General features: G+C 64.9%; 13 protein-coding genes, 1 tRNA gene and 1 pseudogene. 13 read left to right on the top strand and 2 right to left on the bottom strand.

The window, feature by feature from the left end:
* Nucleotides 1-72 precede the first annotated feature (72 nt).
* The 3 genes from ACVIN2_RS02750 to ACVIN2_RS02740 all read left to right on the top strand — a co-directional run bounded on the left by ACVIN2_RS02750 (nt 73) and on the right by ACVIN2_RS02740 (nt 5,341).
* Nucleotides 73-2,316 carry an O-linked N-acetylglucosamine transferase, SPINDLY family protein gene (locus tag ACVIN2_RS02750; protein WP_456764406.1) on the top strand — a complete coding sequence of 748 codons (2,244 nt, stop codon included), beginning with the start codon at nt 73-75 and terminating at the stop codon, nt 2,314-2,316.
* Between the two features lie 171 nt (nt 2,317-2,487).
* Nucleotides 2,488-4,671, top strand: coding sequence for a tetratricopeptide repeat protein (locus tag ACVIN2_RS02745; protein ID WP_456764405.1), 2,184 nt, complete (start codon nt 2,488-2,490; stop codon nt 4,669-4,671).
* A 136-nt stretch (nt 4,672-4,807) separates the two neighbouring features.
* Nucleotides 4,808-5,341 (top strand): DUF805 domain-containing protein, encoded by a 534-nt coding sequence (locus ACVIN2_RS02740; protein WP_456764404.1) that lies wholly within the window; start codon nt 4,808-4,810, stop codon nt 5,339-5,341.
* Here ACVIN2_RS02740 and ACVIN2_RS02735 read toward each other — a convergent pair.
* Nucleotides 5,338-6,372 (bottom strand): cysteine synthase A, encoded by a 1,035-nt coding sequence (locus ACVIN2_RS02735; RefSeq protein ID WP_027566889.1) that lies wholly within the window; start codon nt 6,370-6,372, stop codon nt 5,338-5,340. The genes ACVIN2_RS02740 and ACVIN2_RS02735 overlap by 4 nt on opposite strands.
* 692 nt (nt 6,373-7,064) lie before the next feature.
* Here ACVIN2_RS02735 and ACVIN2_RS02730 point away from each other — a divergent pair.
* The 9 genes and pseudogenes from ACVIN2_RS02730 (at nt 7,065) to ACVIN2_RS02690 (ending at nt 19,158) form a co-directional block, all read left to right on the top strand.
* Complete coding sequence (locus ACVIN2_RS02730; RefSeq protein ID WP_456764403.1) at nt 7,065-8,549, top strand: efflux transporter outer membrane subunit; 1,485 nt, start codon at nt 7,065-7,067, stop codon at nt 8,547-8,549.
* Nucleotides 8,539-9,948 carry an efflux RND transporter periplasmic adaptor subunit gene (locus ACVIN2_RS02725; protein ID WP_456764402.1) on the top strand — a complete coding sequence of 470 codons (1,410 nt, stop codon included), beginning with the start codon at nt 8,539-8,541 and terminating at the stop codon, nt 9,946-9,948. Before ACVIN2_RS02730 ends, ACVIN2_RS02725 begins: the two co-directional genes overlap by 11 nt.
* 36 nt (nt 9,949-9,984) lie before the next feature.
* Nucleotides 9,985-13,134 carry an efflux RND transporter permease subunit gene (locus ACVIN2_RS02720; protein ID WP_456764401.1) on the top strand — a complete coding sequence of 1,050 codons (3,150 nt, stop codon included), beginning with the start codon at nt 9,985-9,987 and terminating at the stop codon, nt 13,132-13,134.
* On the top strand, nt 13,134-16,238 hold the full coding sequence (locus ACVIN2_RS02715; protein ID WP_456764400.1) for an efflux RND transporter permease subunit: 3,105 nt from the start codon (nt 13,134-13,136) through the stop codon (nt 16,236-16,238). The genes ACVIN2_RS02720 and ACVIN2_RS02715 overlap by 1 nt, the downstream gene beginning before the upstream one ends.
* Nucleotides 16,239-16,279: 41 nt before the next feature.
* Nucleotides 16,280-17,014 carry a tRNA-uridine aminocarboxypropyltransferase gene (locus ACVIN2_RS02710; protein WP_456764399.1) on the top strand — a complete coding sequence of 245 codons (735 nt, stop codon included), beginning with the start codon at nt 16,280-16,282 and terminating at the stop codon, nt 17,012-17,014.
* A gap of 198 nt (nt 17,015-17,212) precedes the next feature.
* A complete protein-coding gene (locus tag ACVIN2_RS02705) occupies nt 17,213-17,929 on the top strand; it encodes an ABC transporter permease (protein ID WP_456764398.1) in 717 nt (238 codons plus the stop codon).
* A gap of 166 nt (nt 17,930-18,095) precedes the next feature.
* Nucleotides 18,096-18,692, top strand: a pseudogene (locus tag ACVIN2_RS02700) (ABC transporter ATP-binding protein); the annotation flags it as partial.
* 57 nt (nt 18,693-18,749) lie between these two features.
* Nucleotides 18,750-18,823: transfer RNA gene (locus ACVIN2_RS02695), tRNA-Cys, on the top strand.
* 188 nt (nt 18,824-19,011) lie between these two features.
* Nucleotides 19,012-19,158: a hypothetical protein gene (locus ACVIN2_RS02690; RefSeq protein ID WP_007610232.1), complete on the top strand. Its 147-nt coding sequence runs from the start codon at nt 19,012-19,014 to the stop codon at nt 19,156-19,158.
* Nucleotides 19,159-19,244: 86 nt separating this feature from the next.
* Here ACVIN2_RS02690 and ACVIN2_RS02685 read toward each other — a convergent pair whose 3' ends face one another.
* On the bottom strand, nt 19,245-19,457 hold the full coding sequence (locus ACVIN2_RS02685; RefSeq protein WP_007610233.1) for a hypothetical protein: 213 nt from the start codon (nt 19,455-19,457) through the stop codon (nt 19,245-19,247).
* A gap of 254 nt (nt 19,458-19,711) precedes the next feature.
* On the opposite strand from ACVIN2_RS02685, the gene ACVIN2_RS02680 reads away from it, so the two are divergent.
* A complete protein-coding gene (locus ACVIN2_RS02680) occupies nt 19,712-19,975 on the top strand; it encodes a hypothetical protein (RefSeq protein ID WP_456764397.1) in 264 nt (87 codons plus the stop codon).
* Nucleotides 19,976-20,146 lie beyond the last annotated feature (171 nt).

Here is a 20,146-nt window from a genome sequence, read left to right as displayed (position 1 = left end):
CACCAGCTGACCAGACGGCCGGGCTTGCGAATCAGTTAGACTCTGCCGCGGGCCATCTTCCGGAGAGACACCTTGCAGAGCAGCGGCGGCGGCGCGCGCGCGTTCCAGAACGCGCGATTGCAGAAGAAATTGATGAAGCAGGCGGACGCCGTCCTCTCCGCCGCGGCTACCGCCTATGGCCAGGGCCGATATGCCGAGACCGAAGCACTCTGCCGGGATATCCTGAAAGCGCTGCCGGATCATGTCGATGCGATGCATCTGCTCGGCATGTGCGCGCATGACGGCCGGCGGCTGGAGGAGGCGCAACAGCTGCTCGAGCGCGTGATTGCACTCGATCCGCGCTTGCACGATGCGCACAACAATCTCGCCACCGTGCATTTCGACCTCGGCAACTACGAGGCGGCGCGGCGGTGCCAGGAGAGGGCCATCGCGCTAAAGCCGAATTTTGCGGTCGCGCTGACCAACCTCGGCAACACGCTGATGCATCAGGGGGAGTACGAACAGGCGCTCGAGCTGCATGAGCGCGCCATCAAGATCAAGCCGGATTATGCCGATGCATTCTGCAATCGCGGCATGGTCGAAATTGTGCTTGGACAGACCATGCGCGCCAAGGAAAGCTTCGAGCGCGCCCTGCTGTTTCAACCCCGTCACGCCGAGGCCATCGTCGGCATCGGCATGGTCAGCATCGAGCTGCGGCACCACGACGAGGCGGCGGCCAAGCTTGCCATCGCGCTTGCGATCAAGCCCGGCTCGCCGAGGATCCTGGCGCAACGCGGGCGGCTCAGTTACGAACTGCAGCGCCTGGAGCCGGCGCTTGCGGATTTTGAGGCGGCGCTTGCGATCTCGCCCAAGCTCGAGCTGGCGCTGCGGGGCAAGGCCCAGACCTGCCTCGTCATGGGAAAAACCGCGCAGGCGATGGCAGCTGCAGCGGCCCTGATCGAGCAAAATCCGCGCTCCGAGATGGGGCTGGCGCTGATGGGCTTCTCGTATTCGAACCAGGGCGACATGGACGCCGCGATCGAATATCTCGATCGCGCGCTGGCGCTCCGGCCGGACTATGGGGATGCGATCAGAGGAAAGATCTTCCTGGAGGACTACCGCGCCGAGGCCGATTTCGTGGTCCAGCAGGCAGTGCGAAAATCCTGGTGGGACCAGATCGGCTCCAAGCAGCCGCGAAGGGAGCTGCCGAAGCGGCCGCTGGATCCGGAAAAGCGGATCGTGGTCGGCTATGTCGCTGCCGAATTCCGGCAGCACTCTGCGGGGCTCACGCTGCTGCCGGTGCTGCGCCATCATGATCACACCAGATTTGAAATCATCTGCTACTATTCCTGGCCGGGCGCGGACGAGTACACCGCCATGTTCAAATCATTGGCCGACGTCTGGGTCGATGCCTGGGGGCTTTCGGATGACGAGCTCGCCGATCGTATCCAGGCTGACAAAGTCGATATTCTGATCGACGTTTCGGGGCACACGACCGGAAACAGGCTGCTGGCTTTCGCTCGGAAGCCGGCCCCGATCCAGGCCACTGGCTTCGGACACGCGACAGGCACGGGCATGCCGACCATGGACTACGTGCTCGCGGATCCCATTTTCATTCCGCCATCGGTCCGGCATTTGTTTGCCGAGAAAATCCACGATCTGCCGTGCCTGATCACGATTGAACCCGTCTCGGATCTGCAGCCTTCAGAGCTGCCGATGCTCCGCAACGGCTATGTCACCTTCGGCGTGTTCAACCGCATCTACAAGATCTCGGATGATGCGATCCGTGTGTGGTCGCGCATCATGCGGGAGCTGCCGGGATCGAAGATCGTCCTCAAGCATGGTCTGCTCGACGATCCCCTGCTGCGCGATAGCCTGGTCGCGCGCTTCCTGGCGCAGGGCGTTACCGAGGAGAACATCACCTGCCTCGGCACCACCTCGCGCGACGACCACCTGGCGGCTTTCGCCCAGGTCGATATGTCCCTCGACACGTTCCCGCAAAATGGCGGCATCAGCACCTGGGAATCTCTCTACAAGGGCGTTCCCGTCGTGGCCAAGCTCGGCATCGGGGCCTCCTCGCGTGCCGGCGCCTCTATCGTGACTGCCGTCGGCCTCGGCGACTGGGTGGCCGAAGATGACGATGGCTATGTCGAGATCGCTCGCAGGTTTGCGTCACAGCCCGATTATCTGGCGAAATTGCGCGCGGATTTGCCGGCCCGGATCGCGGCTTCGCCCGCCGGCAATGTCGAGACCTACACGCGGGAGCTCGAAGCCGGTTACCGCCAGTTCTGGCGCGACTATTGTGCCGCTGCTGCGGATAACGACGGCGTTGCGTAAGCGAGGGTCGCGTCGAGCACCGGCATCTTCCGGAGATTGCCGGGCCGCCTAAACCGGCCGGCCCTGGCCGCGAATCAGCTAGAATCCTCCCGGGCATCCTCCGGAGAGAATCCTTGCAGAGCAGCGGCGGCCGGCGCGCGCGCGTTCCAGAACGCGCGGTTACAGAAAAAATTGAAGAAGCAGGCGGACGCGATCATTTCGACCGCGAATGCGGCCTATGGCCAGGGCCGGTATGCGGAGACCGAGACACTCTGCCGCCAGATCCTGAATGAACTTCCGGAGCATTTCGGCGCCTTGCATCTGCTTGGCTTGGGCGCGTTCGCGAGCCGACACTTCGAGGCCGCGAAACAGGCACTCAAATATGCCGTGACGGTCGACCCACGCTCAGCACAGGCTTTTTCCGATTTGGGAGCCACGCATTTCGCACTTGGGGAATATGAGGACGCGCGTACATCCCTGGAGCGGGCCATCGCGTTGAAGCCGAGCTTCCCCATGGCCTTGGCTAACCTCGGCAATACCTTGTTGCATCTAAACCGCGTCGAGCAAGCTATCGAACTGTACGATCGCGCGATCGGGCTGAAGCCCGATCATGCCGATGCGCTCTGCAATCGTGGCCTGGCAGAGCTCGCGCTGCGGCAGCTTGATCGCGCCAAACAGAGCTTCGAGCGCGCACTGTTGTTTCAGCCGCGAAACGTCGAGGCGCTCGTCGGCAAAGGTTTGGTCAATATCGAGCTCAAGAACTTCGACGAGGCTAAAGGCGCGCTGGAGGCGGCGCTCGCGATCAGGCCAGGCTCGGCAAAGATCCTGGCGAACCGTGGACGGCTCAATCTTGAGACGTCGAGATTGGAACAGGCGGCGGCGGATTTTGACGCGGCCCTTGCGCTTGCGCCCAAGCTCGAGGTGGCCTTGCAGGGGAAGGCACAAGTCGCGCTCGCCATGGGAAACACGGCGCAAGCGATTATGGCCTGCACCATGTTGCTGGAGGAATATCCACGCTCCGCGATCGCGATGGCGCTGTTGAGCGCTTGTTTTGCCAACCAGGGAGAGATCGCATCGGCGATCGAGCTACTCGATGCGGCGCTGGCCATTGTACCGGATGCCTCCTTGATCGGGCGGAAGATATTCTTCCTCGACTATCTCTCCGACGCCGATTTCGCGGTTCAGCAGGCCGCACGAAAGCAGTGGTGGGACGCGATCGGCGCGAAGTTGCCGCGAAGGGCTCTTGCCCCCCGGCAGCTTGATCCCGACAGGCGGATCGTGGTTGGCTATGTTGCTGCCGAGTTTTGGCATCACTCGGCAGCGTTCGCTCTGTTACCGGTGCTGCGCCATCATGATCACGCCAGGTTCGAGATCGTCTGCTATTCGTGCTCGCCGGTAAGAGATGAGATGACCGCCGCATTCCGGTCCTCGGCGGATGTCTGGGTCGACGCCTGGCAGATGTCGGATGACGAGTTGGCCGATCGTATCCAGGCCGACAAGGTCGATATCCTGATCGACGTGTCCGGGCACACGACCGGCAACAGGCTCCATGTCTTCGCTCGCAAGCCGGCCCCGATCCAGGTCTCCGGGTTCGGTCACGCCACGGGCACGGGCCTTCAGACCATGGACTACGTGCTCGCGGATCCCGTCTTCATTCCGCAATCGGCGCGCCATCTGCTGGCTGAAAAGGTCTACGACCTGCCGTGCCTGATCACGATCGATCCTATTTTGGATGTGCCGCCTTCGGAGCCGCCGATGCTCCGCAACGGCCATGTCACCTTTGGGGTGTTCAACCGCATCTACAAGATCTCGGACGAAGCCATCCGAGTCTGGTCTAGAGTGATGCGCGAGGTGACGGGTTCGAAGATCATCATCAAGCATACCCTGCTCGACGATCCCATGCTGCGCGACAATTTGGTCGCGCGGTTCGTGGCACAGGGCGTTGCCGAGGAGAATGTCACCTGCCTGGGCTCGTCGCCGCGCCACGAGCACCTGCGGGCGTTTGCGAACGTCGACATATCGCTCGACACGTTCCCGCAAAACGGCGGCGTCAGCACCTGGGAATCGCTCTATGCGGGCGTTCCGGTCGTGGCCAAGCTCGGCAACGGCGCCTCATCGCGCGCCGGCGGGTCGATCGTGGCTGCGGTCGGCCTCGACGACTGGGTCGCCGCGGACGACGAGGGCTATGCCGCGATCGCCTGCAAATCTGCGTCACAGCCTGATTACCTGGCGAAGTTGCGTGCGGAGTTGCCCGCCCGGATTGCAGCGTCCCCCGCCGGCAATGTCGAAACCTACACGGCCAGGCTCGAGGCGGGTTACCGAAAGTTCTGGCGCGACTATTGTGCTGCGGCCTCGGAAGGCGGCGAGGGCGCCTGACCATGCCGGGTGGGGCGAAGCCTCGAATTGCGCCGGCCACCTTAGTCCTCCGGAAACCATGCGGCGCTGCGCGACTGTGCCGGTTCATGGCTCCGAAAGCAATCTCTGGGCATGTGGCGCCAAAAAGGGTGCGCCAATGCTCGGTTTCGTCTTCGGCCTGAACGCCCGGCTCGGGCGACTGCATTTCTTCCTCGCCACGGTCGCGCTTGCGATCGTGATGACGGCGATCTGCTTTGCAATCGCAATGGCCGTGCTGAACAACACCTCGCCCGGCGCGATCCGACCCGAAGACCTCACCAAGAGCTGGGCGATGATCGCCGCGATCGTGTTCTTCGGAGTTGCGACCTTCACGCTGCAATCCATGCGCATCCGCGACATCGGCTGGGATCCGGTCTGCGTGGTGCCTGCCTGGTTCGCGCTCATGATCGTCGACTATGTCGTCGCGGGCCGGTTTCCGGCCTGGGCGATCGGGCAGGAGCACCAGGCAACGGCGGTCGGCGCGCTCGTCAACCTCGCGCTGATGCTCGCGCTTATGTTCTGGCCGAGCGGCGACAGCGAGGGCTCCTACGGCGCTCCCCTCCCGCCGCGCACACGCGCGAACAAGCCTTCGCTGTCGAACGAGCGCCTCGCGCGGGTGTCGCAGGGATCGTCGCGGCCGACTTGGGGCTAGACGAACGGCAGCTTGATGTTGCTGCGCTTCTCCAGCCATTCCGGCACCGGAAGGCTCTTGGCGCGCATGAAGTCCGCATTGAACAGCTTCGACTGGTAACGGCTGCCGGAATCGCAAAGCACGGTGACGATCGTCTTGCCGGGCCCGAGCTGTTTCGCGAGACGCATCGCGCCGGCAACGTTGATGCCGGTCGAGCCGCCGAGGCACAGGCCTTCGTGCTGGAGCAGTTCGTAGATCACCGTGACTGCTTCCGCATCGGGAATGAGATAGGCGTCATCGACCTTTGCGCTCTCGACGATTGCGGTCGCCCGGTTGAGGCCGATGCCCTCGGTGATCGAGCCGCCCGGCGTCGCCTTGGCATCGCCCGTTCTGAAATATTCATACATGCCGGCGCCGTGCGGGTCGGCGCAGGCGATCCTGACGTCCTTGCTCTTCTCTTTCAGGAAGCGGCTGGTGCCCGCGAGCGTGCCGCCGCTGCCGACGGAGCAGACGAAACCGTCGATCTTGCCGCCGGTCTGCTCCCAGATCTCAGGACCTGTGGACTCGTAATGCGCCTTCGCATTGTCGAGGTTGTTCCACTGGTCGGCGAACAGCACGCCGTTCGGCTCCGTCTTGCGCAGCTCGTCAGCAAGACGGCGGCCGACATGCTGGTAGTTGTTCGGATTGGAATAGGGCAGGGCCGGCGATTCCAGCAGCTCGGCGCCGCACAGCTTCAGAAAATCCTTCTTCTCCTGGCTCTGCGTCTCCGGGATCACGATCAGCGTGCGGTAACCGCGCGCGCTGGCCACGACCGCAAGGCCGATGCCGGTATTGCCGGCGGTCGATTCCACGACGAGACCGCCGGGCTTGAGCTCGCCGCGCTTCTCGGCCTCCAGAATCATCCATTTGCCGGCGCGATCCTTCACCGACTGGCCGGGATTCATGAACTCGGCCTTGCCCAGGATGGTGCAGCCGGTCAGTTCGGAAGCGCGCTTGAGCTTGATCAGCGGGGTGTTGCCGATGGCTTCGACAACGTCGTTGTTGATGGTCATGTCTGGGCAAATCACTGGCAAAGGGGTTGATCAGGTTGGCCAGAACCTAGTGCTTGGGAGGCGAAAGGGGAAGGCTTTTGCGCTGCGGCGAAACCGGCGGAAGTGCCCGTCGAAGCAGTGAAATTCTTGCGAGGAGCGATGGCCGATGATGCTGGGCTACGCGGCGCGACAACGGTAGGAAGATCGGGTCGGCCTCTGCCGAAACATGGAAGATTACGGCTGTCGTCAGCGCACTCGCGACACGCCTGGATACCCTGCAGACATATCGGCACGACGAATGCCTATTGATTTTCGACGCTAAACGACCTCGTGGACCGGCTCGGCCCGGCTTCGCGACCAGCTCTGAAGCCGGATTGCGAGCGGTACGGACGAATTCAAGCCACTCGCGTTGGTGTGGCGGCAATATCACATGAAATGTTGGTAAGCTTGAATGCGCTTCGGAACGGCTTCGAGATTCAAGAACGCACTGCAGGACAGTGACTTTTTGCAATTTTTTCGCCGTGGGATCGTCGCACTTTGGCGGCCATCTCGCAACTGCGGGACTGTCCCGCTGTTCCGCACCCGGCTAGTATGGCCGTTAGGTTCCGCAGAAAGCATCACCTTGTGAACGAGTTGTCCAAAGCCCCCCGACTGTGCCGCCGCGAATCGGTTACTCCGGCAGCGCGGTGGCGGCTCGATCTGCCCGGCGGGGGGTGTGTGTGACACAGAATGTTCCTGCGATCGCTGTGCGGCGGTCTCCAGGCGCCACGTCCCGGACGCGACGTGCGGCGCGCTGGCTTGCGGTCGCTTGCCTCGCCGCCGGTTCGGGCGCGTGCGTGCTGACACAGGATCTTCCTGATCCCGCACTCGACGTTCCCACGCAGTACAAATACGCGGGCAAGGCGGATGCGCCGCCGTCGCTGGATTGGTGGCGCAGCTTCCGCTCGGCGGAGCTGACACAGCTGATGGAGGAGGCGCAGACCGTCAATCTCGACATCGCCGCCGCCGTGTCGCGTATCGTCCAGGCCGACGCCCAGGCGCGGCAGGCAGGTGCGGCGCTGCTGCCGAGCCTCTCCGGCACGGGGCAGGAGGCCTATTCGCGCACCTCGGGCTCCTCCGCCTCGGGGCTCACCAATGGCGGCCGTGAGGTCGTCAACTACCAGGCTTCGCTGAGCGCGAGCTACCAGCTCGATTTCTGGGGCCAGAACCGAGACGCCCTGCAAACAGCCGAAGAAACGGCCAATGCCAACCGCTTCGATCGCGACGTCGTTGGGCTGACGACGCTTGCCGGCGTCGCCAACGCCTATTTCCAGGTGCTGGCCTCGCAGGATCGCATCCGGACCTCACAGCGGAACATCGCGAGCGCACAGCGCATCCTCGATGCCGTCAGGGAACGGCGCAAGGCCGGCACCGGCACCGACCTCGACGTCGCCCAGCAGGAGAGCGTGCTCGCAAACCAGAAAGCACTGGTGCCGCCGCTGCGCCAGACGCTCGACCAGAACGTCAATGCGCTTGCAGTCCTGGTGTCGCGGCCGCCGGAGAGCGTGCGCGTGCTCGGCGGCTCGCTGAACCGGATCGCTATACCCCGCGTGACGCCCGGCCTGCCGTCGGAGCTCCTGACGCAGCGGCCCGACATTCGCCGGCAGGAGGCCCAGCTCGCCTCCGCCACCGCGAATATCGGCAATGCCCGCGCGCAATTCTTCCCGACCATCCAGCTCACCGGCAATGGCGGCTATCAGAGCTCGGCCCTGGTCTCGCTGTTCCAGCCGCATGCGGCCTTCTTCCAGCTCGTCGGCAGCGCGACGCAGCCGATCTTCGACGGTGGCAAGATCCTCGGCAATTTCGAATTTGCCAAGGCGCGGCAGGACGAATTGCTGCAGACCTACCGCAAGACCATCATCCAGTCGTTTGCCGACGTCGACAATGCGCTGTTCTCGATCAAGCAGACCACGATCAAGCTGCAATTGCAGCGTGATGTCCTGACCGCCTCGCGCCGCGCCTTCGATCTCTCCGAGCAGCAATTGCGCGCCGGCACCGCCGACATCGTCACCGTGCTCAACACCCAACTGACCCTGTTCCAGGCGGAAGACGCGCTGTCACAGGCGCAACTTGCCCGCCTTCTTGCTATCGTCAGCCTGTATCAGGCGCTCGGCGGCGGCTGGGAGCCGAGGATGGAGAAACCGGTCAATGCTCTTTAAGCCGGATACCAAGCAAGGCGCGAAGGAGGGGAAGGCGAAGACGTCGCGCGGGCGCGGCTTCGTCATGACCCTGATCACGCTGGCGATCCTCAGTGGGCTCGGCTACTACGGCTGGACCACCTGGCATCAGCAGCCGCAGCAGGCGAACGGCCGCAATCAGCGGCCCGACCTGCCGGTGCCGGTGCTGGCGGCGACGCCCCGCACCCAGGACGTTCCCGTCTATCTCGACGGCGTCGGCGCGATCCGCGCACTCAACACCGTGACCGTCCGCTCGCAGGTCGACGGCAAGCTGATCGCGGTCAATTTCACCGAAGGACAGGACGTCAAGAAGGGTGACGTGGTCGGTGAGATCGACCCGGCGCTCTATCAGGCGACGTACGATCAGGCCGTCGCCAAGAAGGCGCAGGACCAGGCCCAGCTCGCCAACCAGCGTATCGACCTCACGCGCTACGAGCAGCTCGCCGCATCCAATGCCGGATCCAAGCAGCAGGCCGACACCCAGCGTGCGCTGGTCGCGCAGACGGAGGCGCTGGTCAAGGCCGATCAGGCCGCGATCGACAATGCGGCGGCGACGCTGAGCTACACCAAGATCGTGGCGCCGATCTCGGGCCGCGCCGGCCTGCGCCAGGTCGATCAGGGCAACATCATCCATGCTTCCGACACCACCGGTCTCGTGGTGATCACGCAATTGCAGCCGATCGCGGTGTGGTTCAGCCTGCCGCAGCAGCAGATCATGCGGGTCAACGCCGCGGCGGCGAAGGGCGCGCTCGCGGTCGACGTGTTCGGCAATGACGGCCTCACCGTAATCGACACCGGCAAGCTCACCGGCATCGACAACCAGGTGGACCAGACCACGGGAACGCTCAGGCTCAAGGCCGAATTCCCCAACGCCAATTACCAGCTCTGGCCCGGCCAGTTCGTCAATGTCCGCCTCAAGGTCGAGACCTTGACGCAGGCGCTGGTGGTGCCGACCTCGGCCGTGCAGCGCGGACCGATCGGCACGTTCAGCTATGTCATCGGCGAGGACAACGTGGTTGCGGCCAAGCCGGTGACGGTGACGCAGCAGAACGAGCATGACGCCGTGATCGCCAGCGGCCTCTCGGCGACGGACAAGGTCGTGACGACGGGCTTTGCCAATCTGTCCGATGGCTCCAAGGTGGTCATCGGCCGCGACGACCAGACGCCGTCGGCCGATCTCGCGCCGCGCAAGCGCTCGCGCGGGCCGGATGGTCAGAAGAAGGATGGCGCCAAAGACGGCCAGAAGGACGGGCAAGATAAGGACGGCGAGTTCCGCGCCAAGCGCAAGAGCAGCGAAGGCGACCAGAAGGGCCAGACCGGACCGGCACCAGGGCCTCCGTCAAGTCCTGGAGCATCGGGAAGTGGAGCTAAGCAGCCATGATCCCGACAACAGCCGCCTGAGCGGCAGGCGCATCCCATGGGCGTCTCCGAACCCTTCATCCGCCGTCCCATCGCGACCTCGTTGCTCGGCATCGCGCTTCTGATCGGCGGGCTGCTCGGCTATTTCGCGCTGCCGGTGTCCGCGCTGCCGCAGGTCGATTTCCCGACCGTGCAGGTGACGACGCAATTGCCCGGCGCGAGTCCCGACGTGATCGCCTCGCTGATCACCGCGCCGCTGGAGCGGCAACTCGGCCAGATCCCGTCGCTGTCGGCGATGAACTCGACGAGCTCGTTCGGCGTCAGCCAGATCTCGCTCCAGTTCGATCTCAACCGCGATATCGACGGCGCCACCCAGGACGTCCAGGCCGCGATCAACGCGGCGGCCGGCGTGCTGCCCAAGACGCTGCCTTATCCGCCGACCTACGCCAAGGTGAACCCGGCCGATGCGCCGGTGATGACGTTGGCGCTGCGCTCCGACACGATCTCGTTGCGGGCGATGAGCGACATCGCCGACACCCTTCTGGCGCAGCGGCTGAGCCAGATTTCCGGCGTCGGGCGCGTCTCTGTGCTCGGCGGACTGAAGCCAGCCGTCCGCATCCAGGCGGATCTCGCGCGGCTCGCTGCCTATGGCATCGCCATGGAAGACCTGCGCACCGCGATTGCCAATGCCAACGTGTCGGGGCCGAAAGGCTCGCTCGACGGCGCCCAGCAATCCTACATCATCGCCGCCAACGACCAGATCGCCGCCGCCGACGCCTACAAGCCTGTCATCATCGCCTACCGCAACGGCTCCCCCGTCACCATCGCCGACGTCGCGCAGATCGTCGATGGCCTCGAGAACGACCGCACCGGCGGCTGGTATCAAGGCTCGCCCGCCGTCATCATCGACATCCAGCGTCAGCCCGGCGCCAATGTGATCGACGTTGTCAGCCAGATCCGCGCGGAAATCCCCAAGGTCCAGCGCGCTATTCCGGCCGGTGTGAACCTCACCATCGTCTCCGACCGCACCGTCACCATCCGTGCCTCGGTCCGCGACGTGCAGTTCACGCTGATCCTGAGCGTCGTGCTCGTGACGCTTGTGGTGCTGCTGTTCCTGCGTTCGCTACGCGCCACGCTGATCGCCGGCGTGGCATTGCCGCTGTCGCTGATCACGAGCTTCGGCATCATGTATTTCGCCGGCTTCAGCCTCGACAATCTGTCGCTGATGGCGCTCACCATCGGCACCGGCTTCGTCGTCGACGACGCCATCGTGATGATCGAGAACATCGTCCGCCACATGGAAAACGGCGACAGCGCGATGGAGGCTTCGCTGAAGGGCGCCAGCGAGATCGGCTTCACCGTGATCTCGCTGACGGTGTCGCTGATTGCGGTGTTCATCCCGCTGTTGTTCATGTCGGGCCTTGTGGGCCGCATGTTCCGCGAATTCGCGCTGACGCTGACGATCGCGGTCGTGACCTCCGCCGTGGTGTCGCTGACGCTGACGCCGATGATGTGCTCGCGCCTGCTGAAGCATGCCCATGAAGAGCTGGCAGTGCCGGGACTTGCCGCGGTCAGCCGCTTCATCGACCGTACCGTCGGGTTCTATCACCGCACGCTGCTCTGGGTGCTGGAGCGCCAGCGCGCGACGCTGGTCGTGACCTTCGCCACGCTGATCGCCACCCTGGCGCTCTATGTCGTCGCACCAAAGGGCTTCCTGCCGCTGCAGGACACCGCCTCGATCACGGCGGTGACGGAGGCCGGTCCGGACGTGTCGTTCGCGGAGATGCAGAAGCGGCAGGCCGACGCGGCCGACGCCATCAAGGCCGACCCTGATGTAACAGGCGTGGTCTCGGTGATCGGTGCAGGCTCGGTCAATCCGACCACCAATGTCGGCCGTCTTGTCATGACGCTGAAACCTCGCGGCGAGCGGCGCGACGATGTCAGCGTCGTCATCACCCGGCTGAAGGAGCGGGTGGCCGCCATCCCCGGCATGACCGTCTACTTCCAGCCGGTGCAGGACGTGCAGATCTCGACCCAGTCGAGCCGCTCGCAATACCAGTACACACTGACCGGCACCGACGCCGCCCTGGTGTCGGAATGGGCGCGCAAGCTGGGGGCCGAGATGCGGCGCGATCCGCTGTTCCGCGACGTCTCCTCGGAGGCGCAGGAAGGCGGCCTGCGGGCGCAGCTCACGGTCGATCGCACCCGCGCCGGCCAGCTTGGCGTCAGCCTCCAGGGCATCACCGACACGCTCAACGACGCCTTCGCGCAGCGCCAGATCTCGACCATCTACGGCCAGGCCAACCAGTACCGCGTGGTGCTGGAAGCGCTGCCGATGTACCAGCGCGATCCCTCGATCCTGTCGAAGCTCTATCTGCCGGGCGCGGCGAGCGCGACCGCCGGCGCGCCCAACGCACAGGTGCCGCTCTCCGCCGTGGCGACGCTGACCCGCACCACCGCGCCGCTCGCGATTTCGCACCAGGCGCAATTCCCGTCGATCTCGCTCAGCTTCAACCTCGCGCCGGGCGCGGCGCTCGGCGACGCCGTCGAGGCCGTGAAGACCATCGAGACCCGGATCGAGATGCCCAACAGCATCGTCGGCGTCTATGCCGGCGACGCCGCCGAATTCGCCAAGGCGCTGGCGGGCCAGCCCTGGCTGCTGCTGGCCGCCGTGATCACGATCTACATCGTGCTCGGCGTGCTCTACGAGAGCTACATCCACCCGATCACGATCCTCTCGACGCTGCCCTCGGCCGGCGTCGGCGCGATCCTGGCGCTGATGCTGTGCGGGCAGGACCTCTCGGTGATCGGGTTGATCGGCATCATCCTGTTGATGGGCATCGTCAAGAAGAACGCGATCATGATGATCGACTTCGCGCTCGAGGCCGAGCGCGGGCAGGGGATGCCGGCGCAGGAGGCGATCGTGCAGGCCTGCCTGCTGCGCTTCCGCCCGATCATGATGACGACGCTGGCCGCGCTGTTCGGCGCGCTGCCGCTGGCGATCGAGAGCGGCACCGGCGCCGAGCTGCGCTTTCCGCTCGGCATCTCCATCATCGGCGGCCTGCTGCTCAGCCAATTGCTCACGCTCTACACCACCCCGGTGATCTACCTCGCACTCGACCGCATCAACCGCCGCCTCGAGCAGGCGCTGCCGCCTGCGGAGTCCGGCGGGCCGCCGGTCGCGGGCGCAACCGAGGGGATGCAGTGATGGCATCGATCTCGGAGCCCTTCATCCGCCGCCCGGTCGCGACCACGCTGCTGTCGATCGGGTTGTTCCTGCTGGGTATCGTGGCCTACGAGTTCCTCCCGGTCGCCTCGGTCCCGAACATCGATTTTCCCGCAATCTTCGTCTCGGCGAGCCGGCCGGGGGCCGATCCGTCGGTGATGGCGGCGACGGTGGCGTCGCCGCTGGAGCGCCGGCTCGGCGAGATCGCGGGCATCAACCAGATCACCTCGACCTCGTCGCTCGGCGTCTCCAACATCCAGCTCCAGTTCGACATCGGCCGCAACATCGACAAGGCCGCGCGCGACGTGCAGGCCGCGATCAACGCCGCGCTGGTCGATCTGCCCAGCGATCTGCCGACGCTGCCGCGCTTCCGCAAGGCCAATACCGCAGGCGCGCCGGTCTTCGTGCTGGCGCTGACCTCGAAGACCCTTGCTGCGAGCGCGATCTACGACGTGGCCGACACCGTGCTGGCCCAGCGCATCTCGCAGGTGCCGGGCGTCGGCAACGTGACGATCAGCGGCGCGGACCAACCGGCGGTACGCATTCAGCTCAATCCCGTGGCGCTGTCCAACGCCGGCATCGCCACCGACGACGTGCGGACTGCGATCATCAGCGCCAACCCGCTCGGTCCGGTCGGCATCTTCAACGGCGAGCGCCAGAGCGAAACGCTGTCGCTCAACAGGCAGATGCGCACGGCGAAAGAGTTCCGCGATATCGTCATCAAAAGCTCGAACGGCAATTTCGTCCGGCTGGCCGACGTCGCCGACATCGAGGACTCCGTCCGTAACGCCCGTTCCATCGCCTGGTTCAACAAGCAGCCGGCGGTGCTGATCCAGATCACCAAGCAGGGCGATGCCAATGTCATCGACACCGTGGACAGGGTCAAGGCGCTGATCCCGGACCTGAAGCAGTGGATTCCGGCCGGCGTGGATGTTTCCACCCTGGTCGACCGCACCAGCACGATCCGCGCCAGCGTGCTGGACATGCAATGGACGCTGCTGGCGACCGCCATTCTCGTGATGGTCGTCGTGTTCGTATTCCTGCGACGGCTCACGCCGACGATCGCGGCCGGAATCTCCGTGCCGCTGGCGCTGGCCGGGACCTGCGCCGGCATGTGGGTGGCGGGCTTCTCGATCGACAATCTGTCGCTGATGGCGCTGGCGATCTCGGTCGGCTTCGTGGTCGACGACGCCATCGTCATGATCGAGAACATGTACCGCAATCTCGAGCACGGCATGCGGCCGCTCCAGGCGGCGCTCGAAGGCGCCCGGCAGATCGGCTTCACCGTGGTGTCGATCAGCCTGTCGCTGATCGCCGCCTTCACGCCCTTGATCTTCATGGACGGCATCGTCGGCCGTCTGCTGCGCGAATTCTCGTTGACGCTGACCTTCGCGATCCTGGTCTCGACGCTGGTGTCGCTGACGGTCACGCCGATGATCTGCGCCCACTATATCAGGCAGACCACGTCGGGATCCGCCACGCTGTTCGATCGCGTCATCGAGGGCTCGCTGACCCGCGTCGTCGCCTTCTACACCCGCACCCTGCGCACCGTGCTGGAGTTTCCACTGCTGACGCTTTTGGTGTTCTTTGCCACCATCGGCCTCACCGTGGTGCTCTACATCAAGGTCCCCAAGGGCTATTTCCCGACCGACGATTCCGGTTTCGTCATCGGGGCGACGCGCGCCTCGGCCGACATCTCGTTCCAGTCGATGCTGAGCCTCCAGCAGCGGCTCGCCGATATCGTGATGCAGGATCCGGCGGTGGCCGGCATCGGCTCGATGGTGGGCGGCGGCGGGGGCCCGGGCGCTCCGACCTCGAACCGCGGCACCATGTTCATCAGCCTGAAGCCGCCGGAGGAGCGCGACCACGTCTCGACCCAGGTGGTGATCGACCGTCTCAGGCGGGCGTTGTACCCGGTGCCCGGCATCCGCCTGTTCATGTTCGCTGCCCAGGATGTGCGCGCCGGCGGACGGCAGAGCGATTCCGACTACCAGTACACGCTAACCAGCACCGACCTCGGCCTGTTGCAGAAGTGGGCGCCGATCGTGGCCAAGCGCATGGAGAGCGTCGAAGGCATCACCGACGTATCGAGCGATCGCGACCCCGGCGGGCTTCAACTGACCTTGTCGATCGACCGCCAGAAGGCCTCGGCGCTCGGCGTCCGCGTCCAGGATATCGACAACGCGCTCAACAACGCGTTCTCGCAGAGGCAGATCGGGATCATCTACACCCAGCGCAACCAGTACATGACCGTGCTGGAGATCGACCCCAAATTCCAGGTCGACCCGTCCAACCTCGAACGCATCTATGTCGCCGGCGCGGGCGACGCGCAGGTGCCGCTGTCGGCCGTGGTGCATGCGACGCGCGGGCTGGCCGCGCTCGCGGTCTATCATTCGCAGTCGTTCCCCTCGACCACCGTGTCGTTCAACCTGTTGCCGGACGTGCAGATCCAGGCTGCAACGCAGAACATCCAGCGCGCCGTCGAGGAACTGCACATGCCGGAGGGCATTCGCGGCAGTTTTGACGGCAATGCCGGGGACTTCGCCAAGACCAGCGGCCGCCAGCCGCTCCTGATCCTCGGCGCGCTGGTGGCGATGTATATCGTGCTCGGCGTGCTTTATGAGAGCCTCGCCCATCCGCTCACGATCATCTCGACGCTGCCCTCGGCGGGGCTCGGCGCGCTGCTGGCCTTGCAGCTCACTAACACGCCGCTGACGGTGATCGCCTTCGTCGGCATCATCCTGTTGATCGGGATCGTCAAGAAGAACGGCATCATGATGGTGGATTTCGCGCTCGATGCCGAGCGCCAGCGCGGGCTGTCGTCGGCGGAGGCGATCTTCGAGGCCTGCCAGGCGCGCTTCCGGCCGATCCTGATGACGACGATGGCGGCGCTGTTCGCCGGCATTCCGCTGGTGGTCGCGACCGGGCCCGGCACGGAGCTCCGTCGACCTCTCGGCATCACCATCATCGGCGGGCTGTTCGTGTCGCAGATCCTGACGCTCTACACCACGCCCGTGATCTACCTGCTGATCGACCGCCTGCGCCGACGCCGCGAGCCGCGCCCGGTGCCTGCGCCGGCGGAATAGGCGGGTTGTTGAACCGCCTTGCAGAGCGTATAGCGGCGACCATGTCGAACCCCACCGCCGCCGCGCCGGCCGATCCGATCCCCGAATGCCCGCACTGCCAGAAGCCGATGCCGCTGTGCATCTGCGACAGCGTCACGCCGCTTAAAAACCGCCTTGGACTCCTGATCCTTCAGCATCCGCAGGAACAGGACAGGGCGCTCGGCACCGCCCGGCTGCTTGCGAAGCATTTCGCCGGTGCCACGCTGCGGGTCGGCCTGTCCTGGCCGAGCCTGTCCAAGGCGCTGGGGCAGCCGATCGAGAACGCCTCGCACTGGGCTGTGCTCTATCTCGGCTCGGCGCACGCCGCCGACCTCGAGGCCGAGGGCGAAATCCTGGCCCTCAACCGCAAGGGCGAGGTCGCGGACAACCAGCGCGCGCGCCTCGGCAAGCTCGAAGGTGTGGTGCTGCTCGACGGCACCTGGAGCCAAGCCAAGGCCCTCTGGTGGCGCAACCCCTGGATGCTGAAATGCCAGCGCGTCATCCTCAACCCGGCCGCGCCATCGCGCTACGGGCGCCTGCGCAAGGAGCCTCGGAAGGACGGACTGTCGACCATCGAGGCCGCAGCGACGATCCTCTCCACTCTGGAGAAGCGCCCGGACATCGCTGAGACGCTGAATGCCTGTTTCGAACGGATGTTAACCCGCTACCGTGAGGTTCAGACCGAGATGCCCGAATTGGCGCCAAAGCCGCCGGTCAAGGACCGCCGGCGCGGTGTCCGGCGGGGCAAGCGAGCCTGAGTCCGGTCCGGATCATCCGTACGGCCGATTGTCCCGCGAGAGGCGGGCGGATAGAGACCATCGGCCAACAGGCCGCGATCTGCTATCCTGTCGCACCATCGGAACGCCGGAAACGGAAGGGGCCGTCGCATTCAGCTTGCAGCCAAGGAGATCCTTGCCCAGGCGGCGCGGTTCGATCGTTGGGGCACGCTTGCCCTGATGGACATTTCGCTGCGCTACCGGCGCACCGTGATCGGCCCGCTCTGGATCACCCTGACGCTCGCTGCGACCATTGCCAGCGTCGGCACGGTCTATGCGGCACTGTTCAGGCAGGACATCGCGAGCTTTCTGCCGCCCTTTGCCGTCGGCCTGATCGTCTGGACGCTGATCGCGACGACGCTCCAGGAAGGTTCCAACATCTTCGTGGCATCAGGCCATCTGATCAAGGCCGTGCCGGCGCCGCTGATCGTGCATGTGCTCCAGATGATCGCGCGCAACGTCCTCATCTTTGCGCATCATCTGGTGATCGTCGTCCTGCTCTATGTCGTGATGCCGTGGCCGCTGCATGGGAGCATGCTGCTCGTGGTACCGGGCTTCGCGATCCTGCTCACTGTGCTACTGGGCGGCTCGGTTGCGCTCGGCATGCTCTGCGCGCGGTTTCGTGACATCGGCTCGGCGATCGTCAGCGGCCTGCAATTCGTATTCTTCCTGACGCCGATCATCTGGACCGAGGACACCGTACGCGGCACCGCGTTTTATTGGCTGATCCGCGCCAATCCGATCGCGACGCTGCTCGATCTGGTGCGCAGGCCGCTATTGTCGCAGCCGACCGATACGGCGCAATGGCTGCTCGGGATCATCTATGCGACCGTCGTCGCCGTCATCAGCCTCGGCTGCTACGCAAAATACCGCCATCGCGTGGCCTATTGGCTGTGAGGCGCGAGATATGACCCGCGCAGCTCATATCGCGCTTCGCAACGTCTCGGTGAGGTTTCCGGTGCTGTCGTTCCGAGACCGCTCGCTGCGCAGCCGGTTTGTCAGCGCGGTGACACTGCGGCGGAACACGGCGACCCCGCACATCATCTCCGCGTTGAACGACGTCAGCCTCGACATCCGTGCCGGCGACCGCGTCGCCATCATCGGCGCCAATGGCGCCGGCAAGACCACGCTGCTGCGGGTCCTCGCCGGCATCTACCATCCGACGTCGGGCAGCGTGGACGTGCTGGGCCGCTGCCTGCCGCTGTTCGATCTCTCGGCCGGATTCGACGAGGAGGCGACCGGCTATGAGAACATCGTGCGGCGTGGTCTCGTGATCGGCGCACGGCGCTCGGAGATCGACGCCAAGCGCGCGGAGATCGCCGCGTTCACCGAGCTCGGCGACCGGCTCGACCTGCCGCTGCGCACCTATTCCAGCGGCATGATGCTGCGCCTGATCTTTGCGGTCGCAACCGCCGTCGAGGGCGAGATCGTGCTGCTCGACGAATGGATCGGCGTCGGCGACCAGCAGTTCCGCAAGAAGGCGCGGCAGCGGCTCAACGAGATCGTCGTGCGCGCCGGCATTCTGGTGCTCGCCTCGCACGACATCGAGCTGATCAAGAGCAGCTGCAACCGCGCGATCCTGCTGGAGGAGGGGCGGATCGTGGCGGCCGGCGCAACCGATGAGATTCTCGGCCAATATCTCGGCGGCGCGAAGGCGTAGCTGCCCGGTCGGGGTTGCCTAAACCCGTGATCCCCTATATTGCTCCGCCCTCGTTGGGGCCACGTGGCGGAGTGGTTACGCGCCGGTCTGCAAAACCGTTTACTCGGGTTCGAGTCCCGACGTGGCCTCCATCACAACCTCCTGATATCTCAGCAATATTCGATCGCATCGCGGCTGCCATCAGCCTGCGGCGGCAATGCGTGGTGGCCGCGCACACCGGGTTTGCCCGGGGCCCGGCGGAAACCCGCCATTCAGCCTGCTGGCATAGTCTTCGCATCTGCGAAGTGATGCATCCCAACGATCGAGCGCTGGAGAGCACGTGAGCGAAATCGTCCGATTTGTCCCTAAATCCGAGCTGGAGCGGGCTCGCCTCATTCGCGAGGCCCGCGCGATCTATGACAGCATCTTTCCGCCGGCCGCACCCGACCAGGCGCCGCAGGACGGCGGAGAGCGCGTCAAGACCTGATCGCGGGCACGCCGAATCTCGCGGCGTAGGGCCCATAGCAAAACGCCCGCAGAGCGCGGGCGCATCGGCTCACGGTGAAATTGGCCTTAGCAGGCCGCGTACCAGCCGTCCGGAAACGGCAGCAGGGGCCAGGCGCCCTCGTTGTCATTGGCGGCCTTCGGTTTCGCGGAGGCGTTGGGCTTCGCGTAATAGGTCCACGAGCGCGGCACGAAATCCTCCCCCGGCACGAACGCCAGATCGTCATGGACCATGGCGTCCTGGACGGCATCCAGCAGCAAGTTGAATTCGGCTTCGCTCATCACACCCTCCGGACCGCGGATGGCGCAATGTCGCAAAGCCGATTTGTTTCCCGGTTGAGCCGATCGTTCGCATTTTAACGATCGGCCAATCGGGTCCCGATTGGTTAGCGATTGATGAAATCCCGTTGGGAAACTTAGGTTCCTGCCGGGTGCCCCCAGTGTGAAGGAGGTCACATCTTCGGCTGTTTATTTCTCCTATCCCTTCGCCCACCGGCCAAAACAGGCCGGCGGGCAAGGCAGACGGGAGACTGGTCATGAAGGCGAGGTTCTTGCGGTTTGCGGGTGTGAAAAGCCGGGCGCGTCGCGCCTCGACGGTCGGGCTGTTCCTGACGCTGTTTGCCTCCGCCGCCCATGCGCAGCAGGGAACGCCCGAGCAGCGCCGGGCCTGTACCCCCGACGTCTACCGGCTCTGCGCCGGCGAAATCCCCAACGTTCGCGCCATCACGGCCTGCCTGCGCCGTAACAGGCCAAGCTTGAGTGAGGCTTGCCGCGCCGTGTTCGATCAGGCCGGCGGCTGACATACCGGCCCTGTGGGTTTGTGCGCAGCAAGTGGCTCGCGCGCGCTCGCGAATCCGGCATAGTCGGCCTGTGGATAGGCTGTGGGTATGCTGCGGACAGGCTGTGGGAAGGCAGTGATGTGCTTCGGACGCCGCCCGCAGATGCGTCCTTCGATTGTCATATCTCTGTCA

It is taken from the genome of Bradyrhizobium sp. USDA 3650 (genome assembly GCF_054057395.1).
Note: the sequence above shows the minus strand (reverse complement) of the source record. Positions and strands in the feature narration are given on the sequence as shown.

What these genes read in the sequence shown, in the direction of transcription:
- ACVIN2_RS02740 (WP_456764404.1), top strand. Translation starts at nt 4,808, where the DNA reads ATGCTCGGTTTCGTCTTCGGCCTGAACGCCCGGCTCGGGCGACTGCAT.
- ACVIN2_RS02735 (WP_027566889.1), bottom strand. Translation starts at nt 6,372, where the DNA reads ATGACCATCAACAACGACGTTGTCGAAGCCATCGGCAACACCCCGCTG.
- ACVIN2_RS02725 (WP_456764402.1), top strand. Translation starts at nt 8,539, where the DNA reads ATGCTCTTTAAGCCGGATACCAAGCAAGGCGCGAAGGAGGGGAAGGCG.
- ACVIN2_RS02720 (WP_456764401.1), top strand. Translation starts at nt 9,985, where the DNA reads ATGGGCGTCTCCGAACCCTTCATCCGCCGTCCCATCGCGACCTCGTTG.
- ACVIN2_RS02715 (WP_456764400.1), top strand. Translation starts at nt 13,134, where the DNA reads ATGGCATCGATCTCGGAGCCCTTCATCCGCCGCCCGGTCGCGACCACG.
- ACVIN2_RS02710 (WP_456764399.1), top strand. Translation starts at nt 16,280, where the DNA reads ATGTCGAACCCCACCGCCGCCGCGCCGGCCGATCCGATCCCCGAATGC.
- ACVIN2_RS02705 (WP_456764398.1), top strand. Translation starts at nt 17,213, where the DNA reads ATGGACATTTCGCTGCGCTACCGGCGCACCGTGATCGGCCCGCTCTGG.
- ACVIN2_RS02685 (WP_007610233.1), bottom strand. Translation starts at nt 19,457, where the DNA reads ATGAGCGAAGCCGAATTCAACTTGCTGCTGGATGCCGTCCAGGACGCC.
- ACVIN2_RS02680 (WP_456764397.1), top strand. Translation starts at nt 19,712, where the DNA reads ATGAAGGCGAGGTTCTTGCGGTTTGCGGGTGTGAAAAGCCGGGCGCGT.